Here is a 20,236-nt window from a genome sequence, read left to right as displayed (position 1 = left end):
GGGTCCATTCTCCATCCCGAAGGGATCGCCCGTCAATCGCGCGTCCGTACTCCCACCACCGCGTGCATCGGCAGTTCGGCGTAGAGGTGCGGAAAGAGCGCGCCGCCGCGTGATTCCTCCCATCGCACCGCATTGCCGAACCGGGTCAGGTCGATTTCGGCGATGTGCAGGTCGGTCTGGCCGGCGAAATGCTTCGCCAGCGTTTCGTCGAGCTGTTCGGCGGTAGACAGGTGGATATAGCCGTCGGCGATATCGACCGGCGCGCCCCGGAACACATGCTCGCGCTCGAAATCGGCCCATTGCTGTGCGGTCAGCACCTTGAAGGCCGTCGCGGCGCTCATTCCGAGGGCGCCTCCGTCGCGGTTTCGGCCTCGGCGGTTTCGATCGCCTCTTCCTCGTCGCTGTCCTCGATCAGCGCGGCCGAGACGACCTGCTCGCCCTCGGCGACGTCGAACAGGCGCACACCGGCCGAGCCGCGGCCGATGACGCGCAGGCTGTCGAGGCCCATGCGGATCAGCTTCGCCTGATCGGTGACGAGCATCAGTTGATGCGCCTGCGTCGCGGGGAAGCTCGCGACGACCAGCCCGTTGCGGCGGATGTTGTCGATGTTGGTGATGCCCTGGCCGCCGCGGCCGGTGCGGCGATATTCATAGGCCGACGACAGCTTGCCATAGCCGCCCGCGCACACGGTCAGGATGAACTGCTCGCGTCCCGCCAGTTCGGCGAAGCGCTCCTCGCTCATCTGGGGCGACCCTTCCTTTTCGGCCTTCCACGGGGCGAAGCGCAGATAATCCTCGCGCTCGTCCTGATCGCGCATTCCGCCGCGATGGAGGATCGACAGCGAGATGACTTCGTCGTCCTGACCCAGCTTCATGCCGCGCACGCCGGTCGAATTGCGGCTCTGGAAGGCGCGCACCTCGTCGCCGGCGAAGCGGATCGCCTTGCCCTGCCGCGTCGCGAGCAGCACGTCGTCGTTATCGCCCAGCAGCGCGACGCCGATCAGCCGGTCGTCCTCGTCCTCGCCCTCGAACTTCATCGCGATCTTGCCGTTCGACGGCACGTTGGTGAAGGCGTCCATGCTGTTGCGGCGCACGCTGCCCTTCGCGGTCGCGAACATGACGTGTAGCGCGCCCCATTCGGCCTCGTCCTCGGGCAGCGGCAGGACGGTCGAGATCGTCTCGCCCTGCGCCAGCGGCAGCAGGTTGATCATCGGCCGGCCGCGCGTCGCGGGCCCGCCCTCGGGCAGGCGCCACACCTTGAGCCGGTAGACCTTGCCGAGTGTCGAGAAGAAGAGCACCGGCGTGTGCGTCGAGGTGACGAACAATTCGGTGACGACATCCTCGTCCTTCGTCGCCATGCCGGCGCGGCCCTTGCCGCCGCGGCGCTGGGCGCGGAAGGTGTCGAGCGGGGTGCGCTTGATATAGCCGTCGAGGGTGACGGTGACGACCATCTCCTCGCGTTCGATCAGATCCTCGTCGTCGATACCGTCGGCGGCGGGCGCCATCAGCGTCCGGCGCGGCGTTGCGAACTCCGCGCGCACCTGCACCAGCTCCTCGCGCATCACGCCATAGAGCTTGACGCGGTCGGCGAGGATCGAAAGCAGTTCCTCAATCTCGCTCGCCAGCTCCTTGAGTTCGTTGCCGATCTCGTCGCGGCCGAGCGCGGTCAGCCGGTGCAGGCGCAGGTCGAGGATCGCCTTCACCTGGATTTCCGACAGGCGATAGGTGGCGGTGGCCTCCATCTCGCCCTCGATCGCTTCGACAAGGCGGATATAGGGCGCGATCTCGCCGATCGGCCATTCGCGCAGCAGCAGCGCCTCGCGCGCCGCGGCGGGCGACGGCGAGCCGCGGATGATGCGGACGACCTCGTCGAGATTCGACACCGCGACGACGAGCCCGAGCAAGATGTGCGCCCGGTCGCGCGCCTTGGCGAGTTCGAACTTGCAGCGGCGGGTGATGACCTCTTCGCGGAAGGCGATGAAGGAGGTCAATATGTCCTTCAGCCCCAGCATCTCCGGGCGACCGCCGCGGATCGCGAGCATGTTGGCGGGGAAGCTCGATTGTGCCGGGGTATGCCGCCAGAGCTGATTGAGCACCACGTCGGGCGTCGCGTCGCGTTTCAGGTCGATGACGACACGCACGCCGTCGCGGTTCGATTCGTCGCGGATGTCGGCGACGCCCTCGATCCGCTTGTCGCGCGCCGCCTCGGCGATCTTCTCGACCAGCCCTGACTTGCCGACCTGAAAGGGGATCGAGGTCAGGACGATCGACCGGCGCCCTTCGCCGCGCCCGCGGCTTTCCTCGATCTCGTGCGTCGCGCGCATCATGATCGAGCCGCGCCCGGTCGCATAGGCGTTGCGCGCGCCGCCCTGGCCCAGGATCATCGCGCCGGTCGGGAAATCGGGACCGGGGACGATCTGCATCAGTTCCTCGGTCGACAGCGGCGTCCCGCCCTCGAGCTGGCGGTCGATTATCGCCAGGCAGGCATCGACCACCTCGCCCAGATTGTGCGGCGGGATGTTGGTCGCCATGCCGACCGCGATGCCGCCCGCGCCGTTGACGAGCAGGTTGGGGAAACGCGCCGGCAGAACCTGCGGCTCCTCGCGGCTCGCGTCATAGTTTGGCTGGAAGTCGACCGTGTCCTTGTCGAGGTCGCCCAGCAGCGACATCGCCGCCTTGGCAAGGCGCGCCTCGGTATACCGCATCGACGCCGGCGGATCGGGGTCCATCGACCCGAAATTGCCCTGACCGTCGATGAGCGGCACGCGCATCGACCAGTCCTGCGTCATCCGCGCGAGTGCGTCATAGATCGCGCTGTCGCCGTGCGGGTGGTAATTGCCCATCACGTCGCCGACGATCTTCGCCGATTTCTTGTACGGGCGGCCGGGAATGAAGCCGCCTTCCTGTGCCGCATAAAGGATGCGGCGATGCACCGGCTTCAACCCGTCGCGCACGTCGGGCAGCGCGCGGCTGACGATCACGCTCATCGCGTAATCGAGATAGCTGGTCTTCATTTCGTCGACGATATTGATCGGCGAAATGCCGTCCTCGGACGGCGGAACAGGCGTATTTTCTTCGGTCAAGACCCGGCCTTTTTTCTTCTTTCGGGAGGTGGTTCCAGCCTAGCCCATGGCGGCGGAAAAGGCCAGTGATTCGGGGCGATTCTGGCTGATTTTTTGGCGAGTATCCGGTTTGCGATCATGCGGGCGATTTCGGGCAAAACGCCACTTCTCCAGCTTCGTCATGCTGAACTCATTCCAGCATCCATGGCGGAGCCGCTCCTTTCCGCATTGCGCCTGTTTCGAGAGCAGGCCGTGGCCCCTGAACGAAGTTGGCAATTATCCCTTTCGGACAAGTAACCGTTCTCCCCGGCGAAAGCCGGGGGCCACGCGGGGCAGCGCCATCTGGACCCCGGCTTTCGCCGGGGAACACGCCTTACGTGCCTGAAGGGCGCATATGCCAATCAAGTTCAGGGTGACGAGGCGGAGAGGATCGAACTCGCCCGAAGCCGGCGCCCTTCCGCGCCCTTCCGCGCCTTTTCGTGGCGTCATGGCGGCGGACAAGCTGCTTGCCAATCGCCTGTCGGCCCCTAAAGGTTCGCGAACGATGGTCTTTTGCCAGCCTGGGGGGTGCCGGTGGCCCTGATCGCGCTCGTCGGCGCCAGCGAAACGCTGCCCGACGGGGGGCTGCGCGCGCTCGTCGCGATCGCGGGTGAGACGCTGATCGAGCGGCAGGCGGCGCGGCTCGCCGATGCCGGGGTCACCCATATCGCGGTGGCGGTGGGCGCGGTGCCCGCCGAACTGCTCGCGACCTGCGACCGCATCCGCCGCCGCGGACTCAAGGTCACACCGGTCCGCGCGGCCGGCGACCTGATGGCGCTCGTCCAGCCCGACGACCGCATCATCCTGGTCGCCGACGGATTGCGCGCGGGCGGGACCCATTATGCCGCGATCGCGCGTCCGGGCGCGCCCGCGATTCTCGTCACCGGCGACACGATGCTGACGCAGGGATTCGAGCGGATCGATGCGACCCGGCGCTGGGGCGGGCTCGCTTGCATCTCGGACGCGATGGTCGCCGATCTCGCCTCAATGCCGGGCGAGTGGGACATGATGCTGACGCTGCTGCGCCTCGCGGTGCAGTCGGGTGCGCGCCGCCTCTATTGCGAACCCGCGCTGTTCGAACAGGGGGAGATCGCGATCGTCGCCGACCGGCCCACCGCGGCGCTGATCGAGCAATCGAGCCTGCAACAGGTCGAATATGGCGGCATGGGGCTCGGGCGCTCGGCGATCATGATGCCGCTGGTGCGGCTGGCCGGGCCGCTGCTGGTGCGTTCGCCTCGCACCGCGCGCTATCTGCCCTATGCAACCGCGCTGCTGTGGGTCGCCGTCGCGCTGCTTGCCGCCGGCGGGCTGGCGGCGGCGGGGGCGCTGGTGGCGATTCTCGGCGGGCTCGGCCTGGCGGCGATGCGTTTCCTTGCCGCCTTTCGCGCCGAAAGCGCGGCGCAGAACCGGGTGCGCGGCGTGATCCGCACCTTCGGCTGGCTGCTGCTGGGCGCCTATCCGTGGCTGGTGTCGCTCGGCGGACCCGATCGTCTGATGCCGCGCTTCGCGGAGGCGGCGCTTGCGCCCTGTCTCGCCGCGACGATCCTGCTCGCGCGCTGGCTCTATGAAGATTCGGGAAAGACGCGCCGCTTCCACTGGCTGCTTCCCGACACCGACGAGGCGTGGATATTGCTGGCGCCCGCGCTGATCCTTGGCATCGCGCCGCTGATGTTCGCGATCCTGCCGTTGCTGGCGCTGTTCCAGATCCTGTTGTGGCTGCGCCTCGCGCGCCGGCCGGAACCCCGCTAAACCAAAGCGCTGGAAGGTTTAGGGCGCATTAACGCCATGCTGCTATGGCGACAGGCGCATGAGTGACTCTTCCGCCTTTTCCGGCATCGCCCTGCCGTCGCCGACGCTGTCGGCGCGTCTCGGCGATGTTGCCGCGCATCTGGCGGCGCCGCTGACCGACCGGCTGACCGAGGAACAGCGCGCGCTGACCCTCGGAATCGCGCGCCGGCTCGTCGGTGAGGCGGCCGCAGCGCTCGGTGTGCGAATCGATCCGGCAGCGCTGTGGCATGACTGGCTGGTACAAGGGCTGCCCGGCGCCGAACGGCTCGCCGCGCCCTGTTTCGCGCGCGCGGAAGAGCATCGCTGGCGTGCGCTGCCGGCGCTGCATCGCGACACATCCTCACCGGCCGACGGCGTGAGCGACACGGACGCGGCGGATGCGCCCCCGGCCGCTCCGCAGGCACCGCTTGCGCCGGTTGACAAGGCCTATCTCGACCTGACGATCGCCGACCGGCGCCGCTTCGATGCCTTGGGCAATCCCTGCATCGCGGTTGCGGACCTCGACCCCGAAATCTATCGCGCGCTGTTGGACGACGTCGTGGAGTGGCAGGCACACGCCGGAGTGGATACGAACGCAGTCGCCGAACTCGATGACGCGGCCTGCGCCGCCGCGGCGCGTCAGGCATCCGAAAGCGGGATCGACGCCGCCGCCGCCGCCTATCACACGGCGCTTGTCGCGGAGGGGGCGCTGTCCGATGCCGCCGCCGCCGCGGCGATGCGCCATGACTGGCCCGCGCTGATCGGCCTTGCCGCCGCTGCGCATCGCCGTCCCTATGGAGAGATGGCGCTGGCGCTGGTGAGCGCGGAAGCCGCCGCCCTGCCACCACTGCTCGCGCCGCTGCGTATCGACCGCGGGGCGATCGCCCCGATCGAGGCATCGCTGGCGCGCGTGCCCGCCCGGGCGCTTGCCGGGGCGCCGGAGGGGGAAGGATGAGCGAGCGGATCGTCCGGGGCCGGGTCGACCGGTCGGGCGCGCTGGTCGGCGGCGACGCGCCGCTGCTGCGCCTTCAGCAGCGCGCGGGCGGCGGACTGAACCGGCCGCTGGCGCTGCCGCATCTGGCGCGGCTGGTCGCGCTCGCGCAACGGCTGCAGCGCGACGTCAGCCGCCCGCTCCACGCCGCCGACGATCACAGCGACATTTTTGCGCTCGTCCGCATCCTGCCCGATGCCGACGGTGCGAGCCTCGAAATCAGCGACTGGCGAGCGCGTCCGACCGCCGAACCGCAGGGGCCGGCGATCGCCGATGCGGTCGAGCCGCAAGGGTGGGCGTGGGAGTGCGATCAGCATCTGCGCATGGTCGCCCTGCGTGCAGGTGTCGAAGCCCCGGCGATCCCCGGCGGCTGGGCCGGTCATTCGCTGTCCGAACTGTTCGAGTTGCAGCCCGACGGCGATGGTCGCTTTCCGGTGCTGCGCGCGCTGGCACGGCAGGCGCCGTTCGCCGACCAGCGGGTGCGCGTCGAGGGGGAGGACGGTCCGCTGGCGATGCACTTGTCGGGCGAAGCGCTGTTCGATGCGACCGGGCGTTTCACCGGCTTTCGCGGTATCGCGACGCCTGATAAAGGGGCGGCGGCGGATGCAGCCGCGCCGGCGCGCGTCGATCCTGCCTTCGGATCGCTGCCGCTGTCCGACCCGCAGTTCGGCCGCCGCATCGACGGCGCGCTGCGCGGGCCGCTGAGCCGGATCATCGCGACGGCCGAGACCATTTCGGGGCAGTTCGACGGTCCGATCCGCGCCGATTATGCCCGCTATGCCGGCGATATCGCGCATGCGGGGCGCCACCTGCTCGGACTCGTCGACGACCTTGCCGACCTCCAGAATATCGAGCGGCCGGGCTTTCGCGCGGCGCGCGACGAGATCGACCTCGGCGATCTCGCGCGCCGTGCGGTCGGGCTGCTCGGCATGAAGGCGGAAGAGAAGGGGATTCGCATCGACGCGCCGCGCCTCGACGACAAGGCGCCCGCGTGGGGCGAGTTCCGCCGCGTGCTGCAGGTGCTCCTCAACCTGCTCGGCAACGCCATCCGCTATTCGCCTGAAAATTCGCAGATATGGATTCGCGTCGATCGCGAGGGCGACCGCGCGACCGTGACCGTTGCCGATCAGGGGCAGGGGATTGCGACGGATCAACAGGATATGGTGTTTGAGAAGTTCGAGCGGCTCGGCCGCACCGACAGCGGCGGATCGGGGCTCGGCCTCTACATCGCGCGCCGTCTCGCGCGCGCGATGGGCGGCGACCTGACCATCGACAGCGCGCCGGGGCAGGGTGCGCGCTTCACGCTGAGCCTGCCGGCGCGGGATTAGGACCAGAGCGGGGGCCGATGGCTTGCGCCCCCGCCTTCGCGGGGACGCGGAACCCAGCGGTAGCTTGAGCGCCGAATGGGCTCAGCGCTGCTCCACCGACACATAGGGACGCTGCGTCGCGCCGGTGTAGAGCTGGCGCGGGCGGCCGATCTTCTGCGCGGGGTCGGAGATCATCTCGTTCCACTGCGCGACCCAGCCGACGGTGCGGGCGAGCGCGAACAGCACGGTGAACATCGTCGTCGGGAAACCGATCGCCGACAGGATCACGCCCGAATAGAAATCGACGTTGGGGAACAGCTTCTTCTCGACGAAATAATCGTCGCTAAGCGCCATTTCCTCGAGCTGCAACGCGACGTCGAACACCGGATCGCTGACGTTCAGTGCCGCGAACACCTCGCGCACCGTCTTTTGCATCACGGTCGCGCGCGGGTCGTAGTTCTTGTAGACGCGGTGGCCGAAGCCCATCAGGCGGAACGGATCGTCCTTGTCCTTCGCACGCGCAATATATTCGGGGATACGCTCGGGGCGGCCGATCTCGCGCAGCATGTTGAGCGCGGCCTCGTTGGCGCCGCCATGCGCCGGGCCCCATAGGCAGGCGATGCCCGCCGCGATGCAGGCAAAGGGATTTGCGCCCGACGAGCCGGCGAGGCGCACGGTCGAGGTCGAGGCATTCTGTTCGTGGTCGGCGTGGAGGATGAAGATGCGGTCGAGCGCGCGCACCACCGCCGGATCGACCTCATAATCCTCGGCCGGGACGCCGAAGGTCATGCGCAGGAAATTGTGGGTGTAGCCGAGGTCGTTGCGCGGATAGACGAAGGGCTGGCCGACCGCATATTTATAGGCCATCGCCGCGATCGTCGGCATCTTCGCGATCAGCCGGTGGCTGGCGACCATGCGCTGGTGCGGATCGTGGATCTCGGTCGAATCGTGATAGAAGGCCGACAGCGCGCCGACGACGCCGCACATGATCGCCATCGGGTGGGCGTCGCGCCGGAAACCGCGATAGAAGGTCGCGAGCTGTTCGTGCAGCATCGTGTGGCGGGTGATGGTGTTGTCGAACTTTTCCAGTTCGCCGGCGGTCGGCAGCTCGCCGTTGAGCAGCAGGTAGGCGACCTCCATGAAGCTCGAATGCTCGGCGAGCTCGCCGATCGCATAGCCGCGGTGGAGCAGCACGCCCTCGTCGCCGTCGATATAGGTGATCTTCGATTCGCAGCTCGCGGTCGAAGTGAAGCCCGGATCGTAGGTGAAGGCGCCGGTCTGGGCATAGAATTTGCGGATGTCGACGACATCGGGACCCACCGTGCCCTTCAGCACCGGATCTTCGACGGTCTTGTCGCCCAGGGTGATTTTTGCGATGTCGGTCATTGTTCTTCCCCTGATCTGTAAGGGCGGGAGCCGTTGCGGCTACGCCCCTGCCGGAAAATTGTGCGCTGCGTCAAGTCGTGCCAGGCTCGCATCGCGTCCCAGCAGCAGCAGGACGTCGAAAATTCCCGGCGATACCGACCGTCCGGTCAGCGCGGCACGCAGCGGCTGGGCCAGCTTGCCGAGCCCGACTCCGGCCGACTCGCTCGTCTCGCGGACCGCCGCCTCGATATCTTCGGCGTTCCAGCCGGTCAGGGCGCGCAGCCTTTCGGTGGCATCGGCGAGCAGGCCTTCGGGCGCATCTCTTAGCAGCCCCGCGGCCTTCTCGTCCACTTGCAGCGGCAGCGTCTCGAACAGGAAGAGCGCGCCTTCGGCGATCTCGTCCAGCGTTTTGGCGCGCGGCTTGAGCGCATCCATCGCCCGCACCAGCACCGCGTGCTCGGCATCGTCCAGCGGTCGCCCGATGCGCCGCTCGACGCGCGGCGCGACAAGGCCGGCGAGCCGCGCGTCGTCGGCCTCGCGGATATAATGGCCGTTCAGATTCTCGAGCTTCTTGAAATCGAAGCGCGACGGCGAGCGGCCGACATGCGCGAGATCGAACCACTCGATCGCCTGTTCGCGGCTGATGATCTCCGCATCGCCGTGTCCCCAGCCGAGACGGAGCAGATAATTGTTCACCGCTTCGGGCAGGTAGCCGAGTTCGTCGCGATAGGCATCGACGCCCAGCGCGCCGTGCCGTTTCGACAGCTTGGCGCCGTCGGCGCCGTGGATCAGCGGCACATGCGCATAGACCGGCTCGCGCCAATTCTCGTGAGATTCGGCCATCGCGTGGATCAGCGCCCGCTGGCGGAAGGCGTTGTTGAGATGGTCGTCGCCGCGGATGACGTGGGTGACGCCCATGTCGTTATCGTCGACGACGACGCTCAGCATATAGGTCGGCGTGCCGTCGCTGCGCAGCAGGATGAAATCGTCGAGTTCGGCATTCTGGACGGTGACCTCGCCCTGGACGCGGTCGCGGATCGTCGCCGCGCCGTCCTGCGGCGCGCGCAGGCGGATGACGTGCGGCGCGGCGGGATCGCCGTCGTCGCGGTCGCGCCATGGGCTGCGGACGCGGAAGGGGACGCGCTTCTCCTGCGCCTCGGCGCGCATCGCGGCCAGCTCGTCCTGCGTCAGATAGCAGCGATAGGCCGCGCCCTTCGCGAGCAGTTCCTGCGCGACCTCTGCATGGCGGCCGGCGCGCGCGAACTGGAAGACGGCGTCGCCGTCCCAGTCGAGGTCGAGCCAGCGCATCCCGTCGAGGATCGCGTCGATCGCGGCCTCGGTCGACCGCGCGCGGTCGGTGTCTTCGATGCGGAGCAGGAACTTGCCGCCATGGTGCCGCGCGAACAGCCAGTTGAACAGCGCGGTGCGCGCGCCGCCGATATGGAGGAAGCCGGTCGGGGAGGGCGCGAAGCGCGTCACCACGTCGGTGCCGGTCGCTTCGGCGGGATCGGTCTTGTTTTCGGTTGCCACTCTGGCCTCTTTCACTCACCTTGCGGCCCCGGGCGGGGACCGGGGACGATGTCGGGGCAGCCCCTAGCATGGCGACAAGGAGGCTTCAAACGCCCATTGGGGAAAGCGCGGCCGCCGCGTTGCGGCGCGCCTTCGCGTGGCTGGAGGACCGGCTCGACCGCGAGCGCGAGCGGTTGGGACTGTGGCTGCCGGTCGCGCTGTCGGCGGGGATCGGCTTGTGGTTCGCGGCGCCGGCGCGCGCGCAGTGGATCGGAACGCTGTTCCTTCTCGGCGGGGGCGTCTGCGGCGGCTTGCTGATCGGCTGGCAGCGGCGGACCGGGCGCAGCCTTGCGATCGCCTGCGCCACGATGGCTGCGGGGCTGCTGCTGATCTGGGCGCGCGCCGCGTGGGTCGCGGCGCCGGTGCTCGCCTATCCGGCTACGACCGAATTTTCGGCGGTGGTCGAAAGCGTCGAACCGCTGCCGGCGCGCGGCACGGTGCGGATGATCGTGCGGCCGCACGGGCGCGCCGACCTGCCGCCGCGGGTCCGGCTGACGCTGAGCGGCGAGCGCGCGGCGGGGATCGCGCCCGGCGAGTCGATCGGCCTGCGCGCGCGGCTGATGCCGCCGCCGGCGGCCAACCTGCCCGGCGGCTACGACTTCGCCCAGCGCGCCTGGTTCGACGGCATCGGTGCGGTCGGGACGGTGCTGGGAGAGGTCGCGCGCGCGCCCGGAGCGGGCGAGCGACGCCAGCCGCTGCGCGCGCGGCTCAGCGCACATATCCACACCGCGGTGCCGGGATCGCCCGGCGGTGTCGCCGCGGCGCTCGTCACCGGCGACCGTGGCGCGATCGCCGAGACGGATGACGAGGCGATGCGCCGCAGCGGGCTTGCGCACCTGCTGTCGATCAGCGGCCTGCACGTGACCGCGGTGATCGGTTTCGTGATGCTGCTCGCGATGCGGCTGCTCGGGCTGAGCCGGCGCCTCGCGCTGGCGGGGCATGTGTTGCCGCTGGCCGCCGCCGCGGCGGCGCTGGCCGGGGCGGGCTATACCTGGCTTGCCGGAGCGGAAGTGCCGACGCTGCGTTCGTTGATCGCGGCGCTGCTCGTGCTCGCCGCCTTCCTGATGGGGCGCGAGGCGATCACGCTGCGCCTCGTCGCGGCGGGTGCGCTGCTCGTGCTGCTGTGGCGCCCCGAAGCACTCGCCGGACCCAGCTTCCAGCTCAGCTTCGCCGCGGTGACGGCGATCATCGCATTGCACGAAAGCCGCTGGATGCGCACGTTCCTGGCGCGGCGCGACGAAGGCACGGCGCTTCGTCTGCTGCGCGCCGCGGCGGGATTGCTACTGACGGGGCTGGTCGTCGAGGTCGCGCTGGCGCCGATCGCGCTGTTCCATTTCCACAAGGCGGGGCTTTACGGCGCGCTCGCCAATATCGTCGCGATCCCGCTGACGACCTTCGTCATCATGCCGATGGAGGCGCTGGCGCTGCTGTTCGACGGCGTCGGGCTCGGCGCGCCCTTCTGGTGGGTCGCCGAACAGGCGCTGCGGTTGCTGATCGCGCTCGCCCACCGGGTCGCTTCGGCGCCGGGAGCCGTCGCGACGCTGCCCAGCTTTCCGCCGGGCGGTTTCGCGCTTGCGCTGTTCGGCGGCCTGTGGCTGCTGCTGTGGCAGACGCGCTGGCGGCTCGCCGGGGTGGCGCCGCTGCTGGCGGGGGCCGCCATCCTGCTCGCGCAGCCGCGTCCCGACCTGCTGATCTCCGGCGACGGACGCCACATCGCCGCGGCCGTTCCCGGCGGCGGCTATGCGCTGCTACGCGCGCGGGCGGGGGACTATATCCGCGATTCGATGGCCGAAGCGGCAGGGATCGACGTCCCCTTCACCGCGCTCGCCGATCTCGACCATGTCGAATGCAACGCCGATTTCTGCCGCTGGCGGCAGGGGCAGGGCGCGACACGGCGCATCATCCTCGCCGCGCGTGGCCGCGACCGCATCGATGGCCGCGCCATGGCCGCCGCCTGCGCCGCGGCCGACGTGGTGATCAGCGACCGCTGGCTGCCACGCGAATGCATCGGGCGCTGGCTGACGATCGACCGCGACAGTCTGGAAGCGAGCGGCGGTCTTGCGCTCTATCTGGGCGAGCGACCGCATGTCGCCACCGCGCTGCGCGCCGGCGACGCGCATCCGTGGCGGCGACCGCAACAGGTCAGTGGTAACGACGAAGCAATCCCGACAGGCGGCCCTGCACGATGACGCGCTCGGCCTCGTAGCGCTGCGGTTCATAGGCGCTGTTCGCGGGATCGAGCCGGATCATCGGCCCTTCGCGGCGGAAATATTTGAGCGTCGCATCCTGTCCGTCGACGAGCGCGACGACGATATCGCCTTCGCGCGCGGTGTTCGCCTTCTGGATCAGCGCATAGTCGCCGTCGAGAATCCCCGCTTCGACCATCGAATCGCCCGACACTTCGAGCGCATAATGCTCGCCCGCGCCAAGCAGCGCGGCGGGAACCGAAAGCTGGTTGTGATCCTCGAACGCCTCAATCGGCACGCCGGCGGCGATGCGGCCGTGCAGCGGGACCTCGATGATGTCGTTGGCGGCGATCGGCTTCAACGCCGGCGCCGGCTTGCGCAGCGGCACGACGGTGTCGCGCGCCGGCGCCTTCGCCGCCTCGGGCAGCTTGAGCACTTCCAGCGCGCGGGCGCGATTGGGCAGGCGGCGCAGGAAGCCCCGCTCCTCGAGTGCGCTGATCAGCCGGTGGATGCCCGATTTCGACTTGAGCCCGAGCGCATCCTTCATCTCCTCGAACGAAGGCGAAATTCCGCTCGCGTCGAGGCGCTGCTGGATGAAGTGGAGCAGTTCGTGCTGCTTCGCGGTCAACATCTCTCGGTCTCCATGCTGTCAATGGACATATAGAGAACGATAGTGGAACAGAGCGGAACTTGTCAAGCGATGACGGAGCGGCTTGAGCCGTGGACGCCGTCAGCCCTCCAGCAACGTCCGCGTCGCTACGGTCACGTCCGCCTGCCGCATCAGGCTTTCGCCGACCAGAAAGGCATGGACGCCGCTCCGGGCGAGGCGCTGGCAGTCGGCATGGGCGGCGATGCCGCTTTCGCCGACGAGCAACGTGCCCGGTGGAACGCGCTTCGCAAGCCGTTCGGTGACGGCAAGGTCGGTCTCGAAGGTACGAAGATCGCGGTTGTTGACGCCGATCAGGCGCGATCGGAGGTGGGTGAGTGCGCGGTCGAGCTCGGCCTCGTCGTGCACTTCGACCAGCACGTCCATGCCGCGTTCGAGGGCGGCCGCCTCGATCTCGCGCATCGGCCCGTCGTCGAGGGCGGCGACGATGATCAGGATCGCGTCGGCGCCGATCGAGCGCGCTTCGGCGACCTGCCACGGGTCGATCATGAAATCCTTGCGCAGCACCGGCAGGTTGCAGGCGGTGCGCGCGGCGATCAGAAATTCCTCATGCCCCTGGAACCACGGCGCGTCGGTGAGCACCGACAGGCACGCCGCGCCGCCGGCTTCATAAGCGCGCGCATGGTCCGCCGGATTGAAATCCTTGCGGATCAGGCCCTTGGAAGGCGAAGCTTTTTTGATTTCGGCGATCAGGCCGAAGCCGCCCGCCGCGATCTTCGCCTCGAGAGCCGCCGCGAAGCCACGCACCGCGCCCGCGTCGATCGCATCAAGCTGCGTCACCGATCGGCTCTTGCGGCGCTCGGCGACCTCTTCGGCCTTGGTGGCGAGGATTTCGGTCAATTTGTTCATATGGAATGCTTTTCCGGGCGCTGGGCGTCATTCATCGGTAGGCGATCCAGCAATCGAGCAGCGCGTTGGCAAGCCCCTTGTCGATCGCCTCGGCGGCTTCCTCGACCCCGTCGACGAGGCTGTCGACCGCGCCCGCGACGACAAGCGCCTCGGCGGCGTTGTAGAGCACCGCGTCGCGATAGGCGCCGTGCTCGCCCCGCAGCAGGTCGCGCAAGGCCCTGGCATTATAGCTGGCGTCGCCGCCGCGGATCGCAGCGATCGGATGCGAGGGCAGACCGGCGTCGGCCGCGGTGCTGCGCTGCATCTGCACGCCGTCGGGCGTCACCACCGCCACCTCGTTACCGCCCGCGAGCGACAGCTCGTCGAGCCCTTCGTCGCCCGAAATGACGCGCGAATGGTCGGTGCCGAGCCGGTGCAGCGCTTCGGCATAGACCGGAACATAGGCGGGGCGCGCGATGCCGATGAGCTGGCGCGTCACGCGCGCCGGATTGGCGAGCGGCCCCATCAGGTTGAAGATGGTGCGGCGCGCCAGCGCCTGACGGATCGGCTGGATGCGCTTCATCGCCGGATGATGGTTGGCGGCAAAGAGGAAACAGATGCCGAGGTCGGCGAGCTGCGCCTCCGCCATCCGCCCGGCGCGCTCCATGTCGAGCCCGAGCGCCTCGAGCGTGTCGGCCGCGCCGGATTTCGAGGAAGCGGCGCGATTCCCGTGCTTTGCGACGGGAACCTCGCACGCCGCGACGACGATCGACACCGCGGTCGAGACGTTGAGCGTGTGGTGGCCGTCACCGCCGGTGCCGCAGACGTCGATCGCGCCCGCGGGCGCCTGGATCGGGATCAGCCGCTCGCGCATCGCCTGCGCCGCGGCGGCGATCTCGATCATCGTCTCGCCGCGATCCGAAAGCGCGGAGAGGAAGCCGGCCACCTCCTCGTCGCGGCCGCCGCCGTCGAGCATCGTTGCGAAGGCATGCGCCGCCTCGTCGGGTTCGAGGAAGCGGGCGGGGTCGGGAAAGGGGCCGAAGCGGCTCATGCCGCCTGCCGCTCGGCGACCGGCAGCCCCGCCAGCCGCATGAAATTGGCGAGCATCGCGTGGCCGTGCTCGGTGGCGATGCTCTCGGGGTGGAACTGCACGCCGTGGATCGGCAGTTCGACATGGCGAAAGCCCATCACCGCGCCATCGTCGCTCGTCGCATTGATCGCGAGCGCGGCGGGAATGTCGACCACTTCGAGGCTGTGATAGCGCGTCGCGGTGAGCGGCGAGGGCAGGCCGGCGAACAGCCCGGTGCCGTCGTGGCACACCGGCGAGGTCTTGCCGTGCATCAGGTGACCGCGCTGCACCGTGCCGCCGAAATGCTGGCCGATCGCCTGATGACCGAGGCATACGCCGAGCAGCGGCCGTGCCGCATCGGCGCAGGCGGCGACGAGATCGAGGCTGATCCCGGCTTCGTTCGGGGTACAGGGGCCGGGGGAAATGAGGATCGCCTCGGCGCCGCTCGCCAGCGCCTCGGCTGCGGTGAGCGCATCGTTGCGTTCGACGCGCACCTCTGCCCCCAGTTCGATCAGATAATGAACGAGGTTGAAGGTGAAGCTGTCGTAATTGTCGATGACCAGGATCATGGCGGCGGGCCGTATCGCTTTTGAGAGGCGAGGGGAAGGGATAGAAGCTTTCCGGCGGCCGATCACTCCGCCATCAGCTTCACGAGGTCGTCTTTCCAGAATTTCGCCCAGCTGTGCGTGCTGTGACCCTTCGTTTCGGGGCTGGCCGGGATCAGGACGAATGTCGCGCCGGGCATGCGTGCCGCCGCCTTTCCGGTGATCCCGTAGCCGGGCTGGTTGATGAAATCGTCGGCGGAGTTGATCCACAGCATAGGCACCGTGATCTTTTCGAGGTTCGACCACGGATTGTAATTGCGCGACGAATCAAGCTGGTAGATCGTGTCATTTGCATCGCCGCGAGCGAATGTGCGCGCGAACGCCTCATCCTTGTAAGCCTCCGCCGCGGCGCGCGTCGGATATTGAGCCTGCAAGGCATAGGGATTGGAGCCCGCGATCAGCATGAGCGAGGCCACGGTGCGCAGGCCCGCGAGCGGCGGATCGGTGTAGTTGCCGTCCTTCCACAGCGGATCGGCCTTGATCGCGTCGATCGACAGCGCGCGCCACATCCGGTTCACGCCGGCAATTTCGACAGGCAGGCACGCGAAGGGCGCCAGCCTTTCGGCGAAACCCGGATGCATCTCGCCCCAGACGAAGGCGTGCATGCAGCCCATCGAGGTGCCGAGGATCAGCTTCAGCTTCGTCACGCCGAGCTTTTCGGTGAGCATGCGGTGCTGCGCGGCGACCATGTCGTCATAGTCGTAGCGGGGAAATTTCATCCGCAGGCCGTCGCTGGGCTTCGACGAGCCGCCATGGCCGATATTGTCGGGCAGGATGATATAATATCTGCTCGTATCGAGCGGCTGGCCGGGGCCGAAAAGCTCGTCGGCGAACTGGGGCTGAAAGAACTGCTTCCCGGTCCCGCCGGTGCCGTGGAGGATCATCACGGCGTTGGTGACATGGCCCTGTTCGTCGCGCTGCGGCTTGCCGAGCGTCGTATAGTGAAGCCTTAGCTCGGGCAGCTTTTCGCCCGTGCCGAAGGTGAAATCCTTGAGGATCGCATCGCCTTCGACGGCACCTTCGACCGTCTGGGCGTGGGTCGGGGCGATGCCGCCGAGCAGCAGGGCGAGCGGAGCGAGATATTTCAGCATGGCGGCGACGCTAGCGCGTTTGCGCGCCGGATTTAAGCCCTCTTCGAGAAGCGGCGATCATTGCCCGTAACCCGGCGTTCCCGCGATCCGCACCGCCTCGCGCGCCGCGGCGAACAGCGCGCCCGCCTTGGCCTCGCACTCGCGCTGTTCGTAGGCGGGGTCGCTGTCGGCGACGATGCCCGCGCCGGCCTGCGCATGCATGACGCCGTCCTTGACGATCGCGGTGCGCAGCACGATGCAGCTGTCCATATTGCCGTCGGGCGCGAAATAGCCGACGCCGCCCGCATAGGGCCCGCGCGCCTGGGTTTCGAGTTCGGCGATGATCTGGCAGGCGCGGACCTTCGGCGCGCCGCTGACCGTGCCCGCCGGAAAGCCTGCGAACAGCGCGTCGATCGCGTCCTTGCCGGGCGCCAGGCGGCCGATGACGTTCGACACGATGTGCATGACGTGGCTGTAATATTCGACCGTATAGCTGTCGGTGACGGTCACGCTGCCCCCGGTCGCGGCGCGGCCGACGTCGTTGCGGCCGAGGTCGAGCAGCATCAGATGCTCGGCGCGCTCCTTGGGATCGGCGAGCAGCGATTCGCGATTCTCGGCATCCTCGGCGCTGGTGCGGCCGCGCGGGCGGGTGCCGGCGATCGGCCGGATCGTGATCTCGCCATCGCGCACACGGACGAGAATCTCGGGCGACGAACCGATCAGCGCGAAACCCGGCAGGTCGAGGAAATAGAGGAAGGGGGAGGGGTTCACCCGCCGCAGCGCGCGATAGAGGTCGAAGGGCGGCAGGTCGAACGGCGCCGAAAAGCTTTGCGACAGCACGACCTGAAAGATGTCGCCGGCGCCGATATACGTCTTTGCGGCGCGCACCATGCGCGCATAATCGTCGGGCGCGGTTGCGGGGGTGGCGACGATCGCGGCCGGGTCGATGCGGGTTTCGGCGCGCGCGCCGTGCGCGCTGGCACTGGCGAGGCGCGCGGCGATCGTCTCGATCCGCTCCTGCGCGTCGTCGATCATCCGGTCGATCGCGCCGTCCGCATCGGGCCAGATCGGCGCGATCAGAAACAGTTCGTCGGCGAGCCGGTCGAAGACGAGAATCGTCGTCGGGCGCACGAAGATCATGTCGGGCAGGCCGAGCCCCGGTCCGGCCGCGCGCGGAATCCGCTCGACGAGGCCGATCGTCTCATAGGCGAAGAAGCCGACGAGCGTCGCCAGCGCCTTGGGCAGTCCCTCCGGCACCGCGAAGCGGCATTCGGCGACGAGGTCGCGCAGTGCCTGGAGCGCCCCGCCCGCGACCGGGCGAAAGGCGGCGCGGTCGCGGCGCCATTCGCGGTTGATCCGCGCGGCGTCGCCCGTCACCTCGAACATCAGGTCGGGATCGAGGCCGATTAGGCTGTAGCGGCCGCGCGTCTCGCCGCTTTCGACCGATTCGAGAACCCAGTCGCCGCGACCCGGCTCGATCAGCTTGAGGGCCGCCGAAACCGGCGTTTCGACGTCGGCGATCTGGCGCTGCCAGACCACCGCGCCGCGTCCCTGCGCCAGCGCTTCGAGCGCTGCGGATCGGCCTTCGAGCGTCATGGCGCTATTCGACGGCGGCTGCCGTGCCGCTCAACTCCTGGCGAAGCTGTTCGAGCAGGTCCTTGTCGATCTTCACCCGGACGCGACGCTTGGCCTCGGCGGCAAGCTGCTCGACCAGTTCGCTGCCGAAGGCCGGGCCGAGCGGCTGGGCGATGGCGGCGACGCGCGCGGGGTCGATCTGCTTGGGATCGGGGCGGTCGACATGGCCGAGCGAAATCACCATCCAGCCGCGGTTGCCTGGAATTTCGAGCGTCTTCACGCTGCCCTGCGCCATCGAAAAGAGCAGCGCGAGTTCGGGCGGGACGCCCTGACCGTCGCGGCCCAGTTCGGCGCGGCGGCCGCCGATCGTCTGGACGTTGCCGATATTGGGGCCGGCGGCGCGTACCGCTTCGGCCAGGCTCTTGCCGCCTTCGACCGCCTTGGCGATCGCGCGTGCCTTGTCGCGCGCGACCTTCTGCCCCTCGGCAAAGCGCCAGTCGGTCAGCAGGTCGCCGCGAATCTGCGCAAAGGGCGGCGGTGCGGCGGCGACGACCGACTTGACGGCGAACACCGCGAACTTCTCGTTCTCGACGAGCGTCGCGATCTGGCCCTCGCCCTCGTTCCCCTGAAAGGCCTGCGCGACCATCGGCGCCAGTTCGGGCGGCAGAGTGAAATCGGACGGTCCGGCCGGACGCCCGCTCGGCAGCAGCGGCGGGGTCTCGACGAGCTTGAGCTTGCGGTCGCTGGCGACCTCCTCGATCGCGGCGCCGCCGTTCACGGCGTCCTGGATGGCGTTGTAATAATCGACGATCGACTCGTTCGCCTTGTTCTTTTCGAGCTCGGTGCGAATTTCCGGCGTCGCTTCGGCCAGCGTGCGTGCCGGCTGGGCGATGATGTCCTCGACGCGCGTGACGGCCCAGCCGAGGCCGGTCTGCGTCGGGCCGAGCAGGTCGCCGCGCTTGGCGGCGAAGGCGGCCTTGGCCATCGTATCGCTCGTCATGGCGGTATAGGCCGAACGGGTGAGCGCGCCGGTGGTCGAGGCCGAAAGCCCGGCGGCCTGCGCCGCGGCCTGGATGGTCGCGCCGCCGCGCACCTTCGTGGCGATGCCGTTCGCCGTCGCCTGGTCGGGCGCGATCACCTGCGCGAAGCGACGGGTCTCGCTCGCGGAGAAGCGCGCCGCATTCGCCTTGTAATAGGCGGCGACTTCGTCGGCCGCGACCTCCGGAACCGGCGCGGACGCGCGATCGAACAGCGCATATTGCAGCACGCGGCGTTCGGGCACCGTGAATTTGGTCTTGTTCTGCGCCAGATATTTGCGCAGCGCGTCGTCGCCCGGATCGGTCTTTGGCGCAAAGGCGCTCGACGGGATGAAGGTCGCGTCGCCGCGGCGCGCCTCTAGCAACAGCGCCGCATAGGGCTGCGCCATGCCCGGCGCGAGACGGGCGACGGTGCCGATCGGCGCGGCGAGCTGTTCGACGAAGAGCTGCTGGCGCAGGTCGCGGCGAAGCTGTGCCTCGCTGATGCCGTTTTCGCGCAGGAAGGCCTGGAAACGCGTCTGGTCGAACTTGCCCGACACGCCCGCGAAGACGGGCAGGTCGGCGATGCGTCCGTCGACCAGCCGCTTGCTGGTGCCGAACCCCAGCTTGGCCGCGAACTGTTCGAAGGCGGCGCCCTCGATCAGCTGGTTCAGCACCTGATCGAGTCCGCCCGATTCGACGAAGGACGCCATCGTCATCCCCGGCTGATCCTGCCGCGCCTGATTATAGGCGAGGCGGACGCGGTCGCGTAGCTCGCCGACGCCGATCTCGGTGTCGCCGACCTGCGCGACGTTGGCGCCGCCGATGCCGCCGAAGGTGCCGCTGCCGGTCACGTCGCTGAGCGCGAAGGCGAGACCGACGACGACGACGAAGGCGAGCGCGAGGAACTTGCCGATGGCGGAGCTGAAGAGATTGCGGATGGCGGTGATCATGAAGCGGGCATTCTTTCGGCGAAGCGCGGCATCGCGCGGCTTGCGCTGCTTTAGGCGGGAGGCGGGGCGGCATCAAGGCGGGAAAGGGCCTTTTCGTCTGCCGGTTCATCCGCCGACGTCCTTCGCATGCGCACGGCTTCCTTTCCCCGGCGCGCACCGCTAGGGCAG

16 protein-coding genes are annotated in these 20,236 nt (G+C 68.6%); 4 read left to right on the top strand and 12 right to left on the bottom strand.

Annotation, left to right across the window (positions count from 1 at the left end; all coding sequences use genetic code 11):
- Positions 1 to 32: 32 nt before the first annotated feature.
- Genes AC2S9W_RS16130 through AC2S9W_RS16120 form a run of 3 tightly spaced genes read right to left on the bottom strand, consistent with a single transcriptional unit; the run spans position 33 to position 3,244 of the window.
- Positions 33 to 341, bottom strand: coding sequence for a DUF952 domain-containing protein (locus AC2S9W_RS16130; protein WP_486571254.1), 309 nt, complete (start codon positions 339 to 341; stop codon positions 33 to 35).
- Positions 338 to 3,082: a DNA gyrase subunit A gene (gene gyrA / locus AC2S9W_RS16125; protein ID WP_286749618.1), complete on the bottom strand. Its 2,745-nt coding sequence runs from the start codon at positions 3,080 to 3,082 to the stop codon at positions 338 to 340. The genes AC2S9W_RS16130 and gyrA overlap by 4 nt, the downstream gene beginning before the upstream one ends.
- A gap of 39 nt (positions 3,083 to 3,121) precedes the next feature.
- A complete protein-coding gene (locus tag AC2S9W_RS16120; RefSeq protein ID WP_267894975.1) occupies positions 3,122 to 3,244 on the bottom strand; it encodes a hypothetical protein in 123 nt (40 codons plus the stop codon).
- A 390-nt stretch (positions 3,245 to 3,634) separates the two neighbouring features.
- Here AC2S9W_RS16120 and AC2S9W_RS16115 point away from each other — a divergent pair, with 390 nt between their 5' ends.
- From AC2S9W_RS16115 to AC2S9W_RS16105, 3 genes are read left to right on the top strand one after another with little or no spacing between them, the layout of a single operon-like run.
- Entirely contained in the window at positions 3,635 to 4,849 is a 1,215-nt protein-coding gene (locus tag AC2S9W_RS16115; RefSeq protein WP_104959724.1) for a hypothetical protein, read from the top strand.
- Between the two features lie 58 nt (positions 4,850 to 4,907).
- Positions 4,908 to 5,822, top strand: coding sequence for a hypothetical protein (locus AC2S9W_RS16110; RefSeq protein ID WP_067106473.1), 915 nt, complete (start codon positions 4,908 to 4,910; stop codon positions 5,820 to 5,822).
- A complete protein-coding gene (locus AC2S9W_RS16105) occupies positions 5,819 to 7,186 on the top strand; it encodes a sensor histidine kinase (protein WP_486571253.1) in 1,368 nt (455 codons plus the stop codon). The genes AC2S9W_RS16110 and AC2S9W_RS16105 overlap by 4 nt, the downstream gene beginning before the upstream one ends.
- Positions 7,187 to 7,267: 81 nt before the next feature.
- On the opposite strand, the gene AC2S9W_RS16100 is transcribed toward AC2S9W_RS16105, so the two are convergent.
- Together AC2S9W_RS16100 and gltX are read right to left on the bottom strand one after the other, a co-directional pair.
- Positions 7,268 to 8,551 (bottom strand): citrate synthase, encoded by a 1,284-nt coding sequence (locus AC2S9W_RS16100; protein WP_067106471.1) that lies wholly within the window; start codon positions 8,549 to 8,551, stop codon positions 7,268 to 7,270.
- 39 nt (positions 8,552 to 8,590) lie between these two features.
- Positions 8,591 to 10,060 (bottom strand): glutamate--tRNA ligase, encoded by a 1,470-nt coding sequence (gene gltX / locus AC2S9W_RS16095; RefSeq protein WP_104959723.1) that lies wholly within the window; start codon positions 10,058 to 10,060, stop codon positions 8,591 to 8,593.
- A gap of 119 nt (positions 10,061 to 10,179) precedes the next feature.
- Between gltX and AC2S9W_RS16090 the strand changes: the two genes are divergently transcribed.
- A complete protein-coding gene (locus AC2S9W_RS16090) occupies positions 10,180 to 12,288 on the top strand; it encodes a ComEC/Rec2 family competence protein (RefSeq protein WP_234002654.1) in 2,109 nt (702 codons plus the stop codon).
- Here AC2S9W_RS16090 and lexA read toward each other — a convergent pair.
- From lexA to AC2S9W_RS16055, 7 genes are all read right to left on the bottom strand, one after another.
- Positions 12,242 to 12,916, bottom strand: coding sequence for a transcriptional repressor LexA (gene lexA, locus AC2S9W_RS16085; protein ID WP_067106468.1), 675 nt, complete (start codon positions 12,914 to 12,916; stop codon positions 12,242 to 12,244). The genes AC2S9W_RS16090 and lexA overlap by 47 nt on opposite strands.
- A gap of 99 nt (positions 12,917 to 13,015) precedes the next feature.
- Positions 13,016 to 13,801, bottom strand: a complete 786-nt coding sequence (gene trpC, locus AC2S9W_RS16080) for an indole-3-glycerol phosphate synthase TrpC (protein WP_076074984.1) — start codon at positions 13,799 to 13,801, stop codon at positions 13,016 to 13,018.
- Positions 13,802 to 13,832: 31 nt separating this feature from the next.
- Positions 13,833 to 14,831, bottom strand: coding sequence for an anthranilate phosphoribosyltransferase (gene trpD, locus AC2S9W_RS16075; RefSeq protein WP_076074986.1), 999 nt, complete (start codon positions 14,829 to 14,831; stop codon positions 13,833 to 13,835).
- A complete protein-coding gene (locus AC2S9W_RS16070) occupies positions 14,828 to 15,418 on the bottom strand; it encodes an anthranilate synthase component II (RefSeq protein ID WP_076074989.1) in 591 nt (196 codons plus the stop codon). Before AC2S9W_RS16070 ends, trpD begins: the two co-directional genes overlap by 4 nt.
- Positions 15,419 to 15,480: 62 nt before the next feature.
- Positions 15,481 to 16,545 (bottom strand): alpha/beta fold hydrolase, encoded by a 1,065-nt coding sequence (locus AC2S9W_RS16065; protein ID WP_076074991.1) that lies wholly within the window; start codon positions 16,543 to 16,545, stop codon positions 15,481 to 15,483.
- 57 nt (positions 16,546 to 16,602) lie between these two features.
- Positions 16,603 to 18,120, bottom strand: coding sequence for an anthranilate synthase component I (trpE, locus tag AC2S9W_RS16060; RefSeq protein ID WP_076074993.1), 1,518 nt, complete (start codon positions 18,118 to 18,120; stop codon positions 16,603 to 16,605).
- A 4-nt stretch (positions 18,121 to 18,124) separates the two neighbouring features.
- Positions 18,125 to 20,068, bottom strand: coding sequence for a peptidylprolyl isomerase (locus AC2S9W_RS16055; RefSeq protein ID WP_076074994.1), 1,944 nt, complete (start codon positions 20,066 to 20,068; stop codon positions 18,125 to 18,127).
- Between the last annotated feature and the right edge of the window lie 168 nt (positions 20,069 to 20,236).

The sequence above is a fragment of the Sphingopyxis sp. 550B genome, from assembly GCF_057401805.1.
This window is presented reverse-complemented; position numbering and strand designations above follow the sequence as displayed.